Here is a 21837-nt window from a genome sequence, read left to right as displayed (position 1 = left end):
GTTTGTCAACAAAAAAATATTATAATAAATGTTTTTTTGTCAATTATGGTTTAAAAAAAATTACGATAGTTTATCATACTTTATCTCTTTTTTTTATATAAATTAATAGTAGGTAGTAAAGGGAGGTAAAGGATAATGGAACTTTTAAGGGAAAACATAGAATACGAACAGCTGCTAGGTGAAAACACTGTGGACACAGTAGTAAGACAAGAATTTATAATACCAGACACTCATCCTGATGTAGAAGAAATACTTATGGTTGAAGCTAATCCTTTAGTAATTAGTAGGGAAATTATGCAAGATAAGATTTATATTGAAGGTCAGGTTGAATATAATGTAATGTATTTAGCAAAAGGAGAAAGAGGGAATGAAGCTTTTAATGTTAGCTACGTTGGTAAATTCTCTAATGCTATTGAGCTTCAGGGTGCTGAAAGGGATATGATGTGTGACGTGGAAAGCTACGTAGAACATATGGAATGTTCCATAGCAAATGAAAGAAAGGTATCTATAGAAGGAATAATTCAGTTAAAAGCAGCGGTTTATAAAAATTATAGCTTTAATATAGTAAAAGATATAAGTGGAGACGAAAAAGTACAGTTGCTTAAAAATCCAGCATCTGTAGATAAAATAGTTTCTGTTATACCTTGTGAGGTTATAGGAAAATGTCGTATGCAAATTCCTATGGATAACCCAGAAATAAGTGATGTTATTAAATGTGATGTAAATATTCATAAAGAAGAAGTAAAGCTTTATGACGGAAAAATTAAAGTAGAAGCAATGGCACGCATAGAAGTTCTATATAAAAGTAAGGATAGTAGAGAAATAAATTATATGGAAGAGGATATTTTCCTAAGCAAGGAAGAAGAAAATGAAAATATAAGAGTTGATATGCGGGATTATACAGATTATAAATTAGATGCTATAAATGTAGAGATAAAGGAAGATGATTTAGGAGAAAAAAGAGTTATTGATGTAGAAATTTTGGTAAAAACAAATACTAAACTTATGTATAAAGAAGAAATAGATATGATAGAAGATGCATATTCTCCAGAATTAATGCTTGATATTGAGAAAAAAAATTACTTATTAAATGTTATACATGGCCAAACTTGGTGTGGAACTGTAGTAAAGGGTGACATAGCAGTAGAAGAAAATATGCCTAATCCTAATAAGGTTATAATGAGCTCTGGAGAAGTTTGTATAACAGATAAGAAATTGGTAGAGGATAAAGTAGTAGTGGAGGGCGTTGTAGATGTAAAGGTTCTTTATAAGTCTGATGACGAAAATAAGTATATTTATAGTATGAAGGATGCAATACCATTTACATGTACTGCTGAAGTTCCAGGAACTAAGATAGATATGAATTGTATAGCTAAAGCTAAATTGGAAAGCATAGAGGCTAATGTGGAGCCAGGAAATATAGCAGTTAAAGCATTAGTAAATGTGTATGTTAGAGTTAATTATACTACTAATAAAGATTTTATAGTGGATATAAAGGTTGAAGAAAATCAAATTCCTCAAAAGAAAGCTAGTATTACTATTTATGTGGTGCAAAATGGAGATACTTTATGGAAGATAGCTAAGAAATATAATTGCAGAATGGAAGACTTAGCTAATATAAATACCATAGATGATGTGAATATGATAAAGGTTGGAGATAAACTTATAATACCGGGAAGAGCGGTGATTTAGTGTGCCAGTTTGCTAGTGGGTTAGAGTGCCAGTGTGTTAGTAGGACAGAGTTAGGGTTCTGGTGAGCTGAGTGCTAGAGGATCTGGATCAGTTGGCTAGTTTGCCAGAGTACTGGTGTGCTAGGGGCTAGTGGTGATAAGTATAATATGTGAAATATGGGGTATAAGAGGAATATATATTTTTCTATTAAGAACCAGAGTTTGGAAATTTTAATTAAGGAAAAGCTCTGGTTTTTTTCTTTTGTAGGTAGAAATGACATGTATGCTGTGCAATTATAATGCAATAAATATCAGTATATAAATGTTTAAATCCATCCGCCATAAATTATAATTTTGTGCTATAATTTATCCCGTAACTATTGATTATAAAAATTTATTATATTTAAATTTTATGATTAAGGATTTGGAGGATTAAAGATGTTAATAAAGGCTTATGCCAAAATAAATATTTCACTAGATGTAGTTGGGAAGAGAGAAGATGGATATCACTTACTTAAGATGATAATGCAGAATATAGATTTATATGATGTTATAAGTGTAGAAAAAAGAAGTGATGGTATAATTATAGGATGTGATAAGACTTATGTGCCTTTAGATGAGAGGAATATAGCATATAGAGCGGCTAGATTGTTTTTAGATACCTATAGTATAGATGGAGGTGTGGAGATCTATATTAATAAGAATATACCGGTTTCTGCAGGGTTAGCAGGGGGAAGTACTGATGCAGCTTCGGTTTTAAAGTGTATGAGAGATATATATGAAGTTAATGCTTCTGATAAAGAACTAATGGATTTGGGAGTAAGAATAGGTGCTGATGTGCCTTATTGTATATTAGGAGGTACTGCTCTTTGTGAGGGTATTGGTGAGGTGATAACTCCATTAAAACCTTTTAAGAACAAAATACTAGTACTTGTAAAACCTAATTTCGGAGTATCTACAAAAGAAGTTTATAAGGCTTTAAATATAGAAAAGATATATAAGCATCCGGAAACAGAAAAATTAATTAAATATATGGAAAATGAAGACTTGATTTCTTTAAATAGAAGCATGAAAAATGTACTTGAAAATGTAACTATAAAAAATAACCCTACCATAAAGAAAATAAAAACTAAAATGATAAATTTAAATGCATTAGGTAGCTTAATGAGTGGAAGTGGACCAAGTGTATTTGGTTTTTTTGATGATATGCTCACTGCTCAGAGATGTTATGAGGGGTTGAAGGAGGATTATAGTGAGGTTTTTATAACTAGAACTATATAAATGTATAATATGATTATCCCACAAAAATCATTACATTACCTGAATTATGAAATTTCTCTGGAATGACTTGCATAAGAAGCGAAGGAACTATTTAAATTTAATTTTAGAAATTCTTCTTTTAGACAGATAAAATTATCGTAAGCCGGGTAAGGACGCGGTATAAATGAACAATGTACCAATGACTAATTGAGGAGAAAGCTTCAAATTGATATGATAAAATTGAATAAACAATAAATAAGGAACATTCTCAGTTTCAGCTGAAAATGTTCCTTATTTTATAACTGAGAAAGTTGAATTATTTACCTTTAATTATCTAATACCATCTAGTACTTGAACCATATTGGATTTTACAAACTAGTAGCTAATTCATAATTCCACTACATTGTACCTTTTGTGGTTGAATCATAGTTATATTAATTAAAAAATAAGTATATTTTGGTTTAAATGTGAAAAGATAAGATATATGATTGAATATAAATTGGTTTAAAAGCGAACATATGGAATATGGTGGTGATATTATGAAAAAACTTTTTGTAGTTCTGGATTTATTTAATGCTTATTTTTTAATGCTTATTTTGATACAGTCAGGTGTTTTGATATTTTATGATTATAATTCTTTTAAAGCACTTAATAAATTTTCCTTGGCTAAAAAAAGTAGATATTTAGGATATACAGTGATGATTATTGGAATTGCATTATTTATAGTTAGAAAGGTTGTGCTCTAGAAAAGGTAGTGGAGGGGAGTCATTTGAAAGAAGAGATTAGAGAAAAAATATCCATAAATTCTCAAGATAATATTAAATATATAAAAGAGTTATTAAAGGATAATTCAGATATAGTATATAGGGAGTTTTTTATTTGTAAAAACCTAAGAGGTGCTTTAGTTTACATAGATGGTATGGCAGATAAATTATTATTAGATGACTATGTATTAGAAAGTCTCATGTTAGAGGAAGATGAGGTAATAGATGCACAAGAAATAAAGGAGAAAATATTATCTGTTTCTGATTTAAGAGAAGTGGATAAGTTAAGTGAAGGTGTAAATGCATTTTTATCTGGAGATACGCTTTTATTTATAGATAATTTAGACGAAGCATATGTATTGGCGACTAGATCTTGGCCAACTAGGGGAGTAAGTGAACCTTCGGGAGAAACGGTAGTAAGAGGCTCTAGAGAAGGGTTTACAGAAACTATTAGATTTAACACTGCTTTGGTTAGAAGGAGAATAAGAGATACTAGATTTAGAATAAAGGCAGTTACCCTAGGGGTTAGGTCTAAAACTGATACAGCAATTATGTATATAGATGACATAGTTAAAGATGGACTAGTAGAAGAAGTAGAAAATAGAATAAGCAAAATAAATATAGATGCAGTATTGGATAGTGGATATGTAGAGCAACTTATAGAGGATAACAAAAGATCCATATTTCCACAAATACAAAGTACAGAAAGGCCAGATGTGGTGGCAGCAGCTTTGTATGAGGGAAGAGTAGCTATAATGGTGGATAATTCTCCTTTTGTATTAATAGTACCAGCTACTTTGCCTAATTTGTTTCAATCTCCTGATGATTACTATCAAAGATGGATAAGTTCATCTGTGGTTAGAGTAATAAGAGTATTAGGAATTATTCTATCACTTATAATGCCAGCTTTATATGTGGCAGTAACATCTTTTCATACAGATATTATACCCACAAAACTAGCATATTCTATAGCTGCAACAAGAGAAGGAGTACCTTTCCCAGCATTCATTGAAGCTATAATAATGGAAATAAGTTTGGCGTTTTTAATGGAATCCATAGTGAGACTTCCTAAACCAATGGGAGCCACTATAGGAATTGTAGGTGGCCTTATTATAGGGCAGGCAGCAGTAAGTGCAGGTATTGTAAGTCCTATAATGATAATAATAGTTGCAATTACGGTTATTACAAGTTTTATGACACCCAATTACGAAGTATCTTCAGCATTTAGAATAGTTAGGTTTCTTCTTATAATAGCAGCTTCTGTTGTGGGATTATATGGAATAGTTTTGGGATTGGTGATATTATTAGTACATTTAGTAAAATTAAAAAGCTTTGGTGTAGCGTACTTATCACCAGCTGTAAATACTAACACTAGAGATTTAAAAGATTTTATTATCAGATTTCCAACAGATAAAATGAAAAAAAGACCTAGATATATGAGAACTAAGGATAAAATAAGGCAGGAATAGATGAAAGAAGGTGAACCTTGCTGGGAATATTATGAGTAAAAAAGATAATTTTATTAGTGAGTATCAACTTTTTGCTACTATAGTTGTTACTATAATAGGAGTGGGCATTTTTTCCTATCCATCAAGTATAGCTAATTCAGTAGGTAATGATGGATGGATTGTAACTATAATTTCAGGAGCTATAGTATATTTTTTACTTTATGCTATTTATAAAGTTCAAAAGATTAATGGTTTTAGAGAGTTTATATATATAATTAAAGATAATTTTGGACCTTATATAGGTAAAATAGTGGGGATTGTGTTTGTTTTCTTTAACATCGCTATTGTGTCTATGGGAATGAGAATATTTTCAGAAGTTATAAAAATGTACTTAATGGAAAAAACCCCAACGGAATTTATCATTTTAATAATGATATTAATTGGAACTATAATAATAAGGGGTGGCTTTAAAAATCTAATTAAACTAAATGAATTACTTTTGCCAATAATATTTTTACCAATGACTTTTGTTATTATTATACTAGCGGCGCAAGGGGATTATACTAATATACTTCCAGTATTTCAAAACACTCCTTTTCAGTACATAAAATCAATAGCACTTACTACTTTTGCCTTTGAAGGATTTGAAATATGTTACTTAGCTATGCCACATGTGGAAAGAAAGAGTAAGATACCCAAAGTTATATTTTGGAGTGTTTTATATATAACACTTGCTTATGCAATTATTTCTATAGTATCAATTGCTGTTTTAGGAGTGGAGCAGACTAAGTTGCTAATATGGCCTACTATTACTATGATTAAATCCATAAACATTCCAGGATATTTTATTGAACAATGGGAAGGCGTTGTAATGATATTTTGGATACTTCTCTATATAAGTACATTTGTTAACTTATATTTATTTTCTTCTGTAGTAGTAAAAAGTGTATTTAATTTAGAGGATATAAAATTATCACCTATACTTATTACACCTTTTATATATGTTTTTGCTATGTATCCAGAAAACTTGGCTCAATTATATAGTCTGTACGAAAATATATCAATTTCAGCGCCTATTTTTACTGTAGTAATATTAATATTATTACTAGGAATTATTTCTATGATAAAAAGAAGGGGTAGAAGATGAAGAAAAGAAAAACAATTATTATTATAATTATAACCCTGTGTTGTACTTTAATGAGTGGTTGCTGGGATAAAGTTGAAATAGATAGAAAGATATTTGTAGTTGGCATTGGAATAGATGAGGGGAAAGATATAAAAAAAGAAACGAAAATGAAATCAGCAGAACTACAATTTCCAACTCCAGAGGAAGAAATGGAAAGATTAAGAGTTACATATTCTTTCCCAGATTTAAAAAAGATAAAGGAAGCTACAGCTGAAACAGAAACTATAACGGTTGATGCATATTCCTTATCTGCGGCTAAAAATAAAGTAACGAGTAAAAGTAGTAGAGCACTTTACAAGGGGCACGTAAAACTTTTGATGTTAGGTAATGATATTTTTCAGTATAAAGATACCGTTAAAGAAATAATAGATTATATAGAAAGAGATCCTTCTTTTAGTAGAAATATTTATGTTTTAGTATGTGATGGAAGAGCGGAAAATTACATAAAATTTAAGCCTCCTATAGAAAAAAATATAGAGACTTATATAACGGGATTAATTGACAATAATCAGAAGAATAATGTTATACAAGGGCTAACTTTAAATGAATTCTTATTATCTTTAAGTGAAAATGGCAGTGCTATGATTCCTACAATAAGTATGGATAAAAATAAAAAAGAAATAAAAATGGATAAGTCTGCTATAGTGAAAGATTATGTTATTATAGGAGAACTAAATGAAGAAGATATGTGCACTATGCAAATATTAAAAGGAAAAATGAAAGGAGGTAAGAAGGTAGTTATTTACAAAAAACATCCTATAGATTATATCATAGATGGTGGCGAAAGAAGAATAAGGTTTGATAGAAAAAATGGAAAGATGGTATTTAATATAGATATAAAGTTGGAAGGAAGAATGAACGGTCATGGAATAAATATGAATTTATTATCAAAACAAGAAATGAACAATATAGAAAAAGGGTTTGATAAAACCATAAAAGATCAGAGTGAGAGGTTTATACAGATTTCAAAAGAAAAATATAAAAGTGACTTTATTGGATTGAAAGAATATGTTAAAAAATATCATCCTAAAGTGTTTAAGGATATAGGAGAGAATTGGGATGAAGAATTTGTAAACTCTATAATTAATGTGAATATAGAAAGTGATATAAGAAGAATAGGTATAATCAAATAATAATTCAACTTCTTCAGTTATAAAATTACAATTTAAACTATATTTATATTTCATTTATTCATCAAAGTGTGTCAAGTAACCACGCTTGCTTGTCTGAGTGGTTACTTGACACTTGATAATAGGCAAAATCATTACTTACCCCTTCCTTTTGATTTAGAACTTAAAAATTATGTGCGAAATGAAGAAAATAATTAAAATATAATATGTATATAAATGTAAAATATGGACATAATGTTTAATAGTAATTATAAGAGTGAATACAATATTCATGGGGGGTATAGTATGAAAAAACTAATTACAGTATTATGCATTTTTATATTTATATTTGGAGCTGCCAATATAAAAGCTAAAGGGATAGAGTCAAAGGATATATCCAATAAATTAATAAGGTTTCATGTTATAGCAAATAGTGATAATGAAGTGGATCAGAAACTGAAATTGAAAGTAAAAGATGAAGTTATAAAATATATACAGCCTAAACTTAAAAATTCTAAAAGTATTGAAGAATCTAGAAGTATAATAAAAGAAAATGATAAAAATATAATTAAAGTGGCAAAGGAAATTGTAAAGAAAGAAGGATATGATTATAAAGTTAGTAGTACTTTTGGAAAAGAAAACTTTCCTATTAAAACTTATGGAAATATAACATTACCTTCAGGAAATTATGAAGCCTATAGAATACTTATAGGTAAGGGTGAAGGAAAAAATTGGTGGTGCGTCATGTTTCCACCACTATGTTTTGTAGATATAACAAAAGGTGAGGTTTCGTATAAAGACACAGAAAAAGAAATGAAAAAGGTGTTATCTAAAGATGAGTATAAATCCATAGATAACACATGTAATGAAAAAATCATATTAAAATTTAAAATTTTAGAACTTATAAAGTCATTGCGTTAGCAATGATTTTTTTCATTAAATTATATATATCATTACCGCAGTTTTTATTATAGAATTTACTGCAATTATTTTTTATTATAGAAAGCTTATCTTCTGAATTAAAAAGAGTTTGAAATCCCTCTTTATAGCTATTAAAATCTTCTAGATTTATGGCTAAACCATTGTTAACTAAAAAATTGGTATTTCTCTCTTCTTGCCCAGGTATAGGAGAAAATAATGCCATAGGAGTTCCGCAAGCTAATGCTTCGGTTATAGTTATTCCACCAGGTTTTGTTATTAGAAGATCACAACACTGCATATAGTTATTTACTTTGTCAGTGTATCCTATAATTCTTGTGATTTTTTGAGCGTTTTCGCTTAATTCAGATAGTTCTTTGTATAATTTCTTATTGCTGCCGGTTATTACTATAATTTGAAAAGCACTTTCAATGCTGCATAATTCTGAATATAGGTCATATATTTTTCCAATGCCTAAACTTCCACCCATAACTAAAACAGTGGTTTTATCTGTATCCAATCCCAATTCTCCAAAAATAATCTCTTTTTTACAAGGTTCTAAGAACTTTGGAAGTACGGGTATTCCATAATTAAAAATTGTATTTCTATTTATACCATTTAAAATCATTTCATTTATCATCTCTTTATTTGAGATTATATAAGCATCTATACCTGAATATACCCAAAAACTATGACAAGCATAGTCTGTGATTATAGACAGAGTAGGTATTTTTAATTTTGAATTAGAATTTAAAATAGAAAGCATTTCATTAGGAAAAGGATGTGTGGATACAATTATATCTGGCTCAAAATCTTCTATTAAAGGTAATAATCTATAAGCCATTATTTCATTTATTTTATTACTAACAGAGGCTAATGTATTATCCATTTGATAGTAATTATAGTTATATAGTTTACCATATAACGAAGGAGATTTTTTTATTGCCTTAATATACCCACCTATTACTAATTTGTCTAAAATTGGATTTATATATTTTAAAGTATCTAGAATTTCTACCTTTGAATTTTTCTCATTTAAAAGTATGTAGCTTTTTATGGCTTCAGCGGCTTTTATATGACCCCCACCAGCAGAAACAGCTAGTATTAATACGTTCATTTTAATTCACCTTCTATGTACAATTATTTCAATATATTTTTATATATTGAATCAGTAGTCTTATTTGCTTTAACTAACCTAATATTATATTTTATGGACAATTAATACTGAAATTAGTATACCCTTTTTTTTGTTTTTTTACAAGGAAAAGAAGAATTGCATCAATAAAAGTAGTGAAAAAATTGCGAAAGTACTTATTTGAAATACTAGAATATATGTATAATGGAGGACTTTTTGAGAGAAAATAATTTTAAATGGAAAAATCCTTGCAATAAACAGGACAATTACAGAAGGGAGAAAAGAAAATTCATGAAAAGTACTAAAAAAAGAATAGTATATACTATAGTAAGTACATTTATAGTTGTTTTTTCAACAACCTTTGCTATATTAATGACCCTTGAAAGAACAGATTATAGAAACTATCTTCAAGGAGAATATAGCAAAAATATGTATCAGTTAATAAGTTCTGTACAAAATATAAGAACAAACTTAGGGAAGAGTAGTATAGTAGGCTCTAAAGAGCAGAGTATGGTGGTTTTTGGAGAGATTTTTAGACATACATCTATAGCTAATGATAAAATACATTCTATGCCAATACAACAGCAGGATATAGAAACAACCAGCAAATTTCTATCACAAGTAGGAGATTTTTGTTATACTTTAACTAAGAATATTTCTGAAGGTAAGGAATTGACAGATAAGGATTATGAAACTATTGATTTGTTAGAAGTTCAATCCTATGAATTAGAGCAGCGATTATCAAGGGTTTCGGATGAAATAAACGAAGGAAAAGTTAAATGGGGCGAGATAAGAAAAAAGACCAGTGGAGTTTTAGCAAAGTCAGATGGAGAAAAAGCTGTTACTGCTAAATTTAGTAATATACAAAAACAGATAGTACAATATCCTGCACTTATTTATGATGGACCTTTTTCTGATAACTTAATGGAAATAAAGCCTAAGGTATATAAAGATCCTAAGGTTTCAGCAGATAAAGCTAAGAGTAATATTACAAACATTATAGGCAAGGATAAAATACAAAATATAAATTTAAAAGGTGAAGAAAGCAAATCAAGGATAGATTCATATAGATTTGAAGCCGATATTAAAGGAGATAAAAATAGAAATATTATATGTGAAGTAGCCAAAAATGGTGGTAAGATAGTCTATTTATTAGATAATAAAAATGTTGGAAAGCAAAAAATAGACATGGATAAGGCAGTAGGATATGGTAAAACATTTTTAGAAAAATTAGGATATAAAAATATGGAACCTAGTTATATATTAAAATATGACAGTACAGCGTTAATTAATTATGTTTATAAATTGGGAGATGTGGCAGTATATCCTGATCAGATAAAATTAAAAATAGCTCTAGACAATGGGGAGATAATAGGAATAGAGTCAGAAAAATATCTAATATCTCATGAAGAAAGTAGAAAAGTTCCTAAAGCAAATATAAGTGTAGAAGAAGCTAGAAAAAAAGTAGGTAAAAGGCTAAATGTGGATTCTACAAGACTTGCAATTATACCAACTGAGACAAATAAAGAGGTGCTATGTTATGAGTTTAAGGGAAAATATAGAGAGAAGCAGTTTATAGTTTATATTGATGCTTCAACAGGATATGAAAGAAGAATAATGCAAATAATTGATACACCAAATGGGAAACTCACAATATAGAATAAGGTACATGAAAAGAAATAACAAGTTAAAGATGCTGGTATATTTTGTGTCAGACAAGGAAGCAGGTTCCGCCGCTAGTATGACTATCGGTGGGTTCTGATGACGCAGTATGACGCAAAATAGACTAGCATACTGACTTGTTATTTCTTTGAATGTGCCTAAAGTGTTACACTATGATTTTTCTGTATATCATAGTGTAACACTTCTTTTATTTATAATAAAATCTACCTTAAAAATGTTTTTTTATTAAAAAAATGTTGATAAAGTAGTGAAAAATAACTAAACTATTATTTAGTAACATTATTAAAATAGAAATAATTTAAAATATTAATATGATACAATAAGGAGAGAGAAGTATGAAAACAAGAGTTGCAGTTCTATTCGGTGGAAAATCTACGGAACATGAGGTTTCTAGAGTTTCGGCTACATCTGTTTTAAAGAATATAGATAGAGATAAATTTGAGGTATGTGTCATAGGGATAACAAAACGTGGGCAATGGTTTAGGTATACAGGAGATATAGATAAAATTCCTGAAGGACAATGGGAAATGGATGAAAAAAATAAAGAGGCAGAAGGCTACAAAGTTTTATTTAACAAAGAAGTAGATGTGGTATTTCCTGTACTTCATGGATTATATGGAGAGGATGGAACTATACAGGGAATGTGTAAACTTGCGGGTATACCATGTGTTGGACCTGGAGTTATGTCCTCAGCAGTGTGCATGGATAAAGTATATACAAAATACGTGCTGGAGAATTTCGGCATTAAACAAGCAGATTATGTAGTAGTAAATAAAGGTGAATTTACTAAGAAAAGAGAATGTATAATAGAAGAAATAAAAAATAAATTGAACTTTCCTGTATTTATAAAACCTTCTAATAGTGGTTCATCAGTAGGTATTACAAAGGCATATAATGAAAAGGAAACAGAAAAAGGTTTAGAAGAGGCATTGAAATATGATAGAAAGATATTAGTTGAAAAGACTATAAACGCTAGGGAAGTGGAGGTAGCTGTTTTAGGAAATGAAAATCCTGTAGCTGCCACTCCAGGGGAAGTAGTGCCAGATAGAGATTTTTATGATTATGATTCTAAATATAAAAGTGCTAGCTCTAAGCTATTGATACCTGCTAATTTCAATGCAGAAGAATTAGAAAAAATTAAAAATACAGCTGTGGATATATATAAAATGTTAGATTGTGCTGGAATGGCTAGAGTAGATTTCTTAGTAGATAAGGAAACAGATGAAGTATATCTTAATGAAGTTAATACTATTCCAGGATTTACCAATATAAGTATGTATCCTAAAATGTGGGAAAATGACGGAAGAAAATATAGAAATTTGATAACTGATCTTATAGAATTAGCTATAGAAAGGAATAATAATTAGAAAATAAAGAATTGTGAGGTTGATTTTATGACAAGAGCGCTTGCCTTAATATCAGGAGGATTAGATAGTATATTAGCTGCTAAATTAGTTAAGGAGCAGGGAATAGAGGTAATAGGAATATGTTTCAAATCACACTTTTTTAATGAAGAAAATGCTGTGAGAATGACTAAACAGATAGATATTCCTTTGAAGGTAGTAGATTTCTCAAAGGTACATTTTGAAATAGTTAAAAATCCTAAACACGGACATGGCAAAAATATGAATCCTTGTATTGATTGTCATGCTTTGATGATGAATTATGCAGGAAAAATGTTAGACGAATTGAAAGGTGACTTTATAATAACGGGAGAAGTTTTAAACCAAAGACCTATGTCCCAAAATAAATCTTCTTTGAATATAGTAAAAAAAGAATCAGGATTTGCGGATAAAATATTGAGACCACTTTCAGCTAAAATATTGCCTCCAACCCAGATGGAATTAGATGGTTTAGTAGATAGAGAAAGGCTTTTAGGTATAAGTGGCAGAGGAAGAAAAGAACAAATGGAACTTGCTGAAAAGTGGGGTATAGAGGATTATCCATCACCAGCAGGAGGATGTAAATTAACAGAACCTAATTATTCTATAAGATTAAAGGATCTTTTAAAAGAGAATCAAGAGCTAAGTAATAGAGAATTAGAATTATTAAAAATAGGAAGACATTTTAGAGTAACTCCTAATGCTAAGATAATTTCTACTAGAACCGCAGAAGAAGGAGAAATGCTTAAGAAGCTATTAATAGAAGAAGATATGGTATTTTTAGCTAAGGATTTCAAAGGGTCTATGGTAGTTTTAGTAGGAGAAGCTGTGGAGGAAGATATTATCTTTGCAGCGAAGGTTACAGCTAGGTATTCTAAGGGAAAAGACGAGAAAAAGTTAGTAATAAGATATGGCAAATATAAACATCCATCTAATAATTTTGTAGAGGTTGCTTCTGCTACGGAGGAGGAACTGGAAAAATATATGATAAAGTAAGAAATGAGAGTGATTATATGAACAAGAAGGCCATTATTTCAGTTACTAGTAAAATAAAAGGGGAAGAGCAAGATAAAATAGAAGTTGTTACTCCAGGAAAGTTTTATCAAAAAGGGGATTCATTTTATGCGGTTTATGATGAAACAGAAATATCCGGTATGGAGGGGACTACCACTACATTGAAAATTTCTCCTGAAAAGGTATCACTTATAAGAATGGGAACAACTAGTACTAAGATGAGTTTTAAAAATAAATTAAAAGATACTATTTTATACAATACTCCATATGGTATGCTTCAGTTGGAATTAGAAACTAATAAGTTAGATATAGATATGAATGAAGATGGTGGGCATGTATTAGTGGATTATAATTTAGGAACCTTAGGAGATGCTATTCAAAATACCTTATTAGAAATAAAAATAAACGCTCAGTAGTTGAGTAAAGGGTTGAAGAATATGTTAGATAAATCTTTATTTATGTTTTTGGATGGGCTTAAAGAAGGAATTATAATAGTAGATAATAATTCAAAAGTACTTTTTATAAATTCTTCTTTAGAAAAAAATCATAATATAAGTAAAAATTATGAAGGTAAAAGTATACTTCAGGTTTATCCCAATTTAATAAGAAAATCTTCAGGACTTATTGAGTCTTTAAAGGAGAAAACACAATTTTTATATAGAAAAGATGAATATGTTAATTATAAAGGAGAAGAATTCATTAATGTGAATTCTTCTTATCCTATATTTAGTAATAAAAAAATACAAGGAACTATAAATATAATATACTTCCATTATGGGGAAGAAAATATAAAATTTAAAAAAGAAAAAAAAACAAGATTATTTACAGAAAAAAATAAAGGTGGTATGTATGATTTTATAGATATAGTGGGTACCAGTAAGGAAATATTAACACAAAAGAATAAAGCTTATAAAGCATCTTTATCTTCATCACCAGTGCTTATATACGGTGAAACAGGTGTTGGAAAGGAACTTTTCGTACAAGCTATTCATAATGGATCCAAAAGAAAAAAAGGACCTTTTATAGCAGAAAATTGTGCTGCTATACCAGAGAATTTGTTTGAGAGTACTATGTTTGGAACAGTTAAGGGAAGTTTTACAGGAGCCCAAAATCAAAAGGGAATTTTGGAGTTAGCTCATAAGGGTACATTATATTTGGATGAGTTAAATTCTATGCCAATAGAATTTCAAAGTAAGCTTTTGAGATTTATTCAAGAAGGAGTTATAAGAAAAGTTGGGGGACAAGAAGAAATAACTTTAGATGTTAGAATAATAGCTTCTTTAAATGAAAGGCCGGAGAAAATAATAAAAGAGGGTAAGCTTAGAGAGGATTTATATTATAGATTAAATGTTATAAGATTAAATATACCCCCTTTGAGGAAACGAAGAGAAGATATAAAATTACTTATATATCATTTCATAAGTAAGTATAATGATATGTTTAACAAAGATATAAATGGAATAAAAGAGGACGCTTTAAATTGTATGATTAATTTAGAGTGGGCTGGAAATGTTAGAGAACTACAATATTTAGTGGAGGAGCTTTTTAACTACAAAGACAGTGGTTATATAGAATACAAGGATTTAGAACTATGTAGTAAAAATCTAAAATCACCAAAAACCCTTAAAGAAAAACTAGAATCCATGGAGAAAGAATTTATAGAAAGTCAATTAATTGTGGATGATTTCAACATATCTAAAGCTTCTAGAACCCTAGGAATGCCTAGACAAACTTTGCAGTACAAGATTAAAAAATTTAAAATAGAAAAATAAATTTTTATAAGGAATTCCTCTGTGTTTAAATATATGAGATTTTGTCTATAATCATATATAAAAGAATATGGAGGAATTTTTATGGATATAAAAGAAAAATATGAAATAATAATAAAATCTATTTGTGAAGTAATCGGAGTAGAAAAAAATGATATAGTGAGCATATTAAAAGACAATAACTGCAAATATCTATTGTTTTTAACAATGAAAAAATATAAATGCAACTATATGGATGAAGTGAAAAAGAAATTAAATATAAATAATGAAAGAAGTATAAATACGAATTTAAAAAAGGCTAAAGAAAAATTTTTGATAAACAGGGAGTTTAGAGAAGTTTATTTTCAGGTAAGTGATTTAGTTGAAAATAATATTAAAAATCATGGAAGAAAAATTTCTTGAATAAAATACAAAAAAATATAGCATCAATAATGAAAGTATGATATTATAGTGAATGTATTTTTAAATACAAATACCCCATTATATTTATAGGGTAATTTCTATTATAATGTTTATAAACGTTTATGTCAATACTAAATTTGAATATATTTTGATAAAGGGGGAGTTTGAATGAAAACCAAATATGTATTTGTAACCGGTGGTGTTGTGTCTTCACTAGGAAAAGGAATAACTGCGGCTTCACTTGGCAGATTACTTAAAAATAGAGGAATGAATGTATCAATTCAAAAATTTGATCCATACTTAAATGTGGATCCTGGAACTATGAGCCCATACCAACATGGAGAGGTATTTGTTACAGATGATGGAGCAGAAACAGATTTAGATTTAGGGCATTATGAGAGATTTATAGATGAAAACTTAAGTAAAAATAGTAATGTAACTACAGGGAAAATATATTGGTCTGTTATATCTAAAGAAAGAAGAGGAGATTATTTAGGTGGAACTGTTCAGGTTATACCTCACATTACTAATGAAATAAAAAATAGAGTATATAGAGTGGCTAAAGAAAGAGATGTAGATGTTGTAATAACAGAAATAGGTGGTACTGTGGGAGATATAGAATCATTGCCATTTTTGGAGGCTATAAGACAGATAAAATATGAAGTAGGAAGAGAAAATGTTTGTTTTATACATGTTACATTAGTACCTTATCTAGGAAAAGCAGGTGAGTTAAAAACTAAACCAACTCAACACTCAGTTAAGGAATTAAGAAGCATAGGCATTCAACCTGATATAATAGTTTGCCGTTCAGAAAAACCTCTTTCAAGTGAAATGAAAGATAAAATAGGGTTATTTTGCAATATAGATGGAGAGTCTGTAATTCAAAATTTAGATGCGGATAATTTATATGAAGTGCCTCTTCTACTACATAATGAAGGTTTGGATGATTTAGTGTGTAAAAAACTTAATATGAGTTGCAGTGATGTGAAGTTGGAAGAATGGACACAAATGGTAAGTAAAATGAAAAATTTAAGCAAGAATGTAACTATAGGGCTAGTAGGAAAATATGTTGAATTACATGATGCTTACATATCAGTAGTAGAGGCGTTAAGTCATGGAGGACTTAGCAATGATGCTAATGTAAATATTAAGTGGATAAATGCAGAATTAATAACGGAAGATAATGTAGAAGAATTTCTAAAAAATGTAGATGGAATATTAGTGCCAGGTGGCTTTGGTGATAGAGGGGTAGAAGGAAAAATTAAAGCTATAAAATATGCTAGAGAAAACAAGGTACCGTTTTTAGGAATATGTTTAGGTATGCAATGTGCTGTTATCGAATTTGCTAGAAATGTAGCTGGATTTAAAGGAGCTCATAGTTCAGAAATAGAACCTAAAACTCAATATCCAGTTATAGACTTAATGCCTGAGCAAAAAGATGTAGATGAAATGGGTGGAACTATGAGACTTGGTATATATCCTTGTAAATTAGAAAAAGATACAAAATCTTTTGAAGCTTATAGTAGTGAAATTGTTTATGAAAGACATAGACATAGATATGAATTTAATAATGAATTTAGAAAAATATTGATGGAAAAGGGAATGGAGATAGTTGGGGCAAGTCCTGATGGAAGATTAGTTGAAATAGTTGAAATAAAAAACCATCCTTGGTTTGTAGCTGTGCAATTTCATCCTGAGTTAAAATCAAGACCAAATAGACCCCATTCGCTATTTGTAAGCTTTATAAATGCAGCATTAAATAAATAGAAATTTTAAATAATAGCCTTCAACTTCCATGATGATAATTATTGTTAAAGTACTTTAATAATTTTGGAATTGAAGGTTTTATATATTAAATTTTATTTTAGTAAACAAAATAAATGGAGGATTTTAATTTTAAGTATAGAACTCTTATATAAATAGAAGGGGGGTGTATTTATATGCTTTTAAATACAAATATAGTTATTGCGTTAAAAGATGCTTTTAATAAATATACTATAGAAAAAACAAATATTTTTAAAATAAAACAAATTAATAATAAAATCACCCCTTTCGAAATTTCTATTAAAAATAGAGAGTTAATATTAAAAGTTGATTGTCCTTTGTGCAGTAGAGTGCATGTCTATAAATATAAATTAAATTCACTTGTAAATAGGGAAATGCTTATAGGTGGCTGTGAAACTTTAAATACACCATTGTTTTTTATAGGTGAAGAAAATTCTGTTATGAAGAGAATAAATAAATATGAACAAGTAAATGAACAATTAAGCATGATAACTATAAAATAGTAAAAGCATAATAAAGAATAAAAGCATAATAAAGAATAAAAGTATAATAAAGAATAAAAGTATAATGAAGAATAAAAATATAATGAAGAATAAAAATATAATGAAGAATAAAAATATAATGAAGAATGAAAATGTAGTAAAGAATAAAAATATAATAAAAAATAAAGTAATAGAAATAAATTTTATAAAACAACAGATAATAAAAAAATATGTTACATTTTTTTATAGATTTTATCTATTATATAAGTTATAATAGATAAGCATTGCATTTCATGAAAGTTCTTCTATAAATCCCAAAAGGCTTAGTACAATTTATATAAGGAGATGGTTTTTTGTCAGGGATAGATTTTGAAAATATGACTTTAGCCCAATTGAAAGAAGTGGCTAAAGAAGTGGGTGTGAAAAGTATTTCTAAGTACAAAAAGGCGGAGCTTATTCAAGAAATAAATAAGATATCCCCAGTAAGTATAAATAAGAATGGAAAAGTGTTAGTAGAAAAAATTACACCTAAAGAATCTGTGGTTTTAGATAATGAAAAAAGTATAGATAGAGAAAAAAATAAAATTAGCAAGGAAAATTCAGATGGTAATAAGGTAAAAAGCCAAGGCGTGGAAGAAAATTCTGTTAATGAAAAGATTAAAATGATAAGGGAATCTGATACAGCTAAAGGTGTATTAGAAATAAATGAGAATAATAGTTATGGATTTTTAAGAGGAAAAAATTATTTAACTAGTTCGGAGGATGTTTATGTATCTCCATCTCAAATAAGAAAGTTTAATTTGAAAACTGGTGATGAAGTAATTGGAAAGGTTAGAACGCCTAAAGAAGGAGAAAAATTTAAAGCTCTTCTATATGTTCAACAAATCAATGGTGAAAATCCCCAAAAGGCTATTAATAGAAAGAAGTTTGAGACTTTAGTTCCTATTTATCCTAGAGAAAGATTAAAATTAGAAACAAATCAAAATGACTTATCTTCTAGAATGATGGATGTAATCTCCCCTATTGGAAAAGGACAAAGAGGTATAATTGTGGCTCCCCCTAAAGCAGGAAAAACAACTCTTTTAAAGAAAATTGCACACAGCATAGAAATGAATCACCCAGAAGTAAAGTTGATAGTGGTGTTAATTGATGAAAGACCTGAAGAAGTTACAGATATGCAGAGATCAATTAACGGAGAAGTTATATATTCTACTTTCGATGAGGAGCCAGAGCATCATACAAAGGTAGCTTATATGGTTTTGGAAAGAGCTAAAAGAATGGTAGAGCAAGGTCAGGATGTGGTGATACTTTTAGATAGTATAACTAGGCTTGCGAGGGCATATAATCTTACTATAAATCCAACAGGAAGAACATTATCAGGTGGATTAGATCCAGGAGCACTATTAATGCCTAAAAAATTCTTTGGAGCAGCTAGAAATATTGAAGAAGGTGGAAGTCTTACTATATTAGCTACAGCTTTAGTTGAAACCGGAAGTAGAATGGATGATATGATTTATGAAGAGTTTAAGGGAACTGGAAACATGGAAGTTCACTTAGATAGAAAGCTTCAAGAAAGAAGAATTTTCCCTGCTATAGATATCTATAAATCAGGAACTAGAAGGGAAGATTTATTATTATCCAAGGAAGAACAAGAGGTTGCATTTAATATAAGGAAATTTATGTACAAAGCTGGCAATGGAGATGCTGTTACTGAAGATTTGATAAATGTAATGTCTAAAACTAAAAGTAATAATGAATTTATAAATGTTTTTAATAAAGTAAAATGGGAAAGATAATTAATTATCTTTCCCATTGATTTTACTCTTCTAATTTCATGTTGAATTTCTTTAAGAATTTGTCAACTCTTCCACCAGTATCCACCATTTTTTGTTTACCGGTGAAGAAAGGATGACATTTTGAACAAATTTCAACCTTTAACTCTTCTTTAACTGAACCAGTTGTAAAGGTATTACCACATGCGCATTTAACAACTGCATCATGATGATATGTTGGTTGTAAATCTTTTTTCATTCTTCTCACCTCTCTCAAACTACAACTGCATAACGGCATTTTCAACTACTAGATTATATCATTAATTTTTATAATAGTCAACATAACAAAAGCGGTTATAACTAGATTATTTTAATATATTTTTTATAGGAAAATCTTTAAATATTTCCAGGTTTCTTATTTAAATATATTTTGATTATAAAATAGTTTTGAAATATAATAATAAAGTATTGACCAAAGAAAAGTGGGGGGATAAAATATGAGTAAATTATATTTCAGATATGGAGCCATGAACTGTGGTAAATCTACTAACTTACTTCAAGTGGCTCATAATTATGAAGAAAGAGGAATGAACATAATTATAGTTAAACCTAAAACAGATACAAAAGGTGGAGAAAATATAGTGTCAAGATTAGGCATAACTAGGAAAGTGGATATGCTGGTTGGCAGAGATGAAGATGTGTATAAATTAGTAGAGTTTTGGAATAAAAAAAATGGTAAAATTCATTGTATATTGGTAGATGAAGTTCAATTTTTAAAAAAAGAACAAATAGATCAGTTATTTAATATAGCAGTAAAGATGGATATACCAACTATATGTTATGGACTTAGAACAGATTTTCTTATGAATGGTTTTGAAGGAAGTGAAAGACTTCTGCTCATTGCTCATAGCATAGAAGAATTAAAAACTATCTGTGCTTGTGGAAAGAAAGCTTTAGTAAATGGAAGAAAAATAAATGGTAAGTTTGTTTTTGAAGGTAAGCAAGTGGCAATAGATAAAGAAGATAGCGTAGAGTATGAGTCACTTTGTCCAAAATGTTATATTAAGTATAAAGAATTGTATTTAAAAAATAAAGAAGCTGCATGTACTAGGGAGTAATTAAAAAAAGGATGTGTAAATATGTCTAAGGGAAAAAATATGGTTGGAGGTCAAGCTGTAATAGAAGGAGTTATGATGCGGGGAAAAGACTGTATAGCTACTTCTGTTAGAAAAAGCAATGGTGACATTGAAACAAATAAAAAATATATAATTCCTTTTACGAAAAGATTTAAAATATTATCTATTCCAATAATTAGAGGATTTGTAGTTCTTATAGAATCCATGGTTATAGGAATCCAAACATTAAATTATTCAGCTTCTTTTTTTGAAGAAGAGGAAAGCAAACCTTCTAAATTTGAGTGTTTTATGAAAAAGGTTTTTAAGGAAAAAGCTGAAGACGTGTTTATGGGTTTTTCACTTATAGTGTCATTTATATTTGCTATGGGTTTATTCTTGGCGTTGCCAACTATAGGAGCTAATTTTTTTAAAAAGAGGATTAACAGTAGTATAGCTTTAAATATAGTAGAAGGAGCTATAAGGGTAGCTATTTTTATTATATATATATATTTAATTGGGAAGATGAAGGACATAAATAGAGTGTATCAATATCATGGGGCTGAACATAAAAGTATTTTTTGCTACGAAAGTGGAATGGAACTAACTCCAGAGAATGCTAAAAAATTTAGTAGGTTTCATCCAAGGTGCGGAACTAATTTTTTATTTTTGGTTATGATAGTAAGCATATTGATTTTTTCACTTACAGGGTGGAATTCAATAATAGAGAGAATGGTTTATAGAATCATACTACTTCCTCTTATATCAGGTATAACCTATGAAATTATAAGATGGCTAGGTAAAAGTTCCAATAAAGTATCTAAAATACTAGCATATCCAGGGTTGCAGCTTCAAAGACTTACCACCAGGGAACCAGATTTAGAACAACTAGAGGTGGCTATAACTGCTCTTAAAGCAGCAGAAGGCCTCAAATAGGGTGCTAGAG

Annotated in this window: 21 protein-coding genes; 19 read left to right on the top strand and 2 right to left on the bottom strand. The window is 29.1% G+C overall.

Going from position 1 to position 21837, the window contains the following annotated elements:
* Positions 1-135 precede the first annotated feature (135 nt).
* The 7 genes from CC89_RS16595 to spoIIR all read left to right on the top strand — a co-directional run bounded on the left by CC89_RS16595 (position 136) and on the right by spoIIR (position 8358).
* A complete protein-coding gene (locus tag CC89_RS16595; protein ID WP_035294071.1) occupies positions 136-1692 on the top strand; it encodes a DUF3794 and LysM peptidoglycan-binding domain-containing protein in 1557 nt (518 codons plus the stop codon).
* A gap of 416 nt (positions 1693-2108) precedes the next feature.
* Entirely contained in the window at positions 2109-2951 is an 843-nt protein-coding gene (gene ispE / locus CC89_RS16590) for a 4-(cytidine 5'-diphospho)-2-C-methyl-D-erythritol kinase (protein ID WP_035294068.1), read from the top strand.
* A gap of 518 nt (positions 2952-3469) precedes the next feature.
* A complete protein-coding gene (locus tag CC89_RS16585) occupies positions 3470-3676 on the top strand; it encodes a CLC_0170 family protein (protein WP_035294064.1) in 207 nt (68 codons plus the stop codon).
* 23 nt (positions 3677-3699) lie between these two features.
* Positions 3700-5163, top strand: a complete 1464-nt coding sequence (locus CC89_RS16580) for a spore germination protein (protein WP_035294062.1) — start codon at positions 3700-3702, stop codon at positions 5161-5163.
* Between the two features lie 31 nt (positions 5164-5194).
* The gene (locus CC89_RS16575) at positions 5195-6289 is read left to right on the top strand and encodes a GerAB/ArcD/ProY family transporter (protein WP_035294060.1); all 1095 of its coding nucleotides are present in this window, start codon (positions 5195-5197) and stop codon (positions 6287-6289) included.
* A complete protein-coding gene (locus tag CC89_RS16570) occupies positions 6286-7461 on the top strand; it encodes a Ger(x)C family spore germination protein (protein ID WP_035294057.1) in 1176 nt (391 codons plus the stop codon). Before CC89_RS16575 ends, CC89_RS16570 begins: the two co-directional genes overlap by 4 nt.
* A 282-nt stretch (positions 7462-7743) precedes the next feature.
* Complete coding sequence (gene spoIIR / locus CC89_RS16565; protein WP_035294054.1) at positions 7744-8358, top strand: stage II sporulation protein R; 615 nt, start codon at positions 7744-7746, stop codon at positions 8356-8358.
* Here the strand turns inward: spoIIR and CC89_RS16560 are convergent.
* On the bottom strand, positions 8339-9472 hold the full coding sequence (locus CC89_RS16560) for an MGDG synthase family glycosyltransferase (protein ID WP_035294052.1): 1134 nt from the start codon (positions 9470-9472) through the stop codon (positions 8339-8341). The two genes, spoIIR and CC89_RS16560, sit on opposite strands and share 20 nt — an antisense overlap.
* A gap of 309 nt (positions 9473-9781) precedes the next feature.
* On the opposite strand from CC89_RS16560, the gene ypeB reads away from it, so the two are divergent.
* From ypeB to rho, 10 genes are all read left to right on the top strand, one after another.
* Positions 9782-11149, top strand: a complete 1368-nt coding sequence (gene ypeB, locus CC89_RS16555; protein WP_035294666.1) for a germination protein YpeB — start codon at positions 9782-9784, stop codon at positions 11147-11149.
* 359 nt (positions 11150-11508) lie between these two features.
* Positions 11509-12540, top strand: coding sequence for a D-alanine--D-alanine ligase family protein (locus CC89_RS16550; RefSeq protein WP_035294050.1), 1032 nt, complete (start codon positions 11509-11511; stop codon positions 12538-12540).
* A 27-nt stretch (positions 12541-12567) separates the two neighbouring features.
* Positions 12568-13551 carry a DUF814 domain-containing protein gene (locus CC89_RS16545; protein WP_035294048.1) on the top strand — a complete coding sequence of 328 codons (984 nt, stop codon included), beginning with the start codon at positions 12568-12570 and terminating at the stop codon, positions 13549-13551.
* A 17-nt stretch (positions 13552-13568) separates the two neighbouring features.
* Positions 13569-13985 carry a YwiB family protein gene (locus tag CC89_RS16540; protein WP_035294046.1) on the top strand — a complete coding sequence of 139 codons (417 nt, stop codon included), beginning with the start codon at positions 13569-13571 and terminating at the stop codon, positions 13983-13985.
* A 21-nt stretch (positions 13986-14006) separates the two neighbouring features.
* A complete protein-coding gene (locus CC89_RS16535) occupies positions 14007-15341 on the top strand; it encodes a sigma-54 interaction domain-containing protein (RefSeq protein ID WP_035294045.1) in 1335 nt (444 codons plus the stop codon).
* A gap of 81 nt (positions 15342-15422) precedes the next feature.
* Positions 15423-15740: a hypothetical protein gene (locus CC89_RS16530; protein ID WP_035294043.1), complete on the top strand. Its 318-nt coding sequence runs from the start codon at positions 15423-15425 to the stop codon at positions 15738-15740.
* Positions 15741-15908: 168 nt separating this feature from the next.
* Positions 15909-17507, top strand: a complete 1599-nt coding sequence (gene pyrG, locus CC89_RS16525) for a CTP synthase (RefSeq protein WP_035294041.1) — start codon at positions 15909-15911, stop codon at positions 17505-17507.
* A gap of 173 nt (positions 17508-17680) precedes the next feature.
* Positions 17681-18028, top strand: a complete 348-nt coding sequence (locus CC89_RS20695) for a hypothetical protein (protein WP_035294038.1) — start codon at positions 17681-17683, stop codon at positions 18026-18028.
* A 64-nt stretch (positions 18029-18092) separates the two neighbouring features.
* Entirely contained in the window at positions 18093-18281 is a 189-nt protein-coding gene (locus CC89_RS20690; protein ID WP_035294036.1) for a hypothetical protein, read from the top strand.
* A 79-nt stretch (positions 18282-18360) separates the two neighbouring features.
* Positions 18361-19803 carry a transcription termination factor Rho gene (gene rho, locus CC89_RS16510; protein ID WP_051931923.1) on the top strand — a complete coding sequence of 481 codons (1443 nt, stop codon included), beginning with the start codon at positions 18361-18363 and terminating at the stop codon, positions 19801-19803.
* Positions 19804-19825: 22 nt separating this feature from the next.
* On the opposite strand, the gene rpmE is transcribed toward rho, so the two are convergent.
* Entirely contained in the window at positions 19826-20038 is a 213-nt protein-coding gene (rpmE, locus tag CC89_RS16505) for a 50S ribosomal protein L31 (protein ID WP_035294033.1), read from the bottom strand.
* 238 nt (positions 20039-20276) lie between these two features.
* Here rpmE and CC89_RS16500 point away from each other — a divergent pair, with 238 nt between their 5' ends.
* Positions 20277-20897 carry a thymidine kinase gene (locus CC89_RS16500; RefSeq protein ID WP_035294031.1) on the top strand — a complete coding sequence of 207 codons (621 nt, stop codon included), beginning with the start codon at positions 20277-20279 and terminating at the stop codon, positions 20895-20897.
* 21 nt (positions 20898-20918) lie between these two features.
* The gene (locus CC89_RS16495) at positions 20919-21827 is read left to right on the top strand and encodes a DUF1385 domain-containing protein (RefSeq protein ID WP_035294028.1); all 909 of its coding nucleotides are present in this window, start codon (positions 20919-20921) and stop codon (positions 21825-21827) included.
* Positions 21828-21837: the final 10 nt, after the last annotated feature.

This window comes from Clostridium sp. KNHs214, assembly GCF_000744935.1.
GTDB lineage: Bacteria > Bacillota > Clostridia > Clostridiales > Clostridiaceae > Haloimpatiens.
Note: the sequence above shows the minus strand (reverse complement) of the source record. Positions and strands in the feature narration are given on the sequence as shown.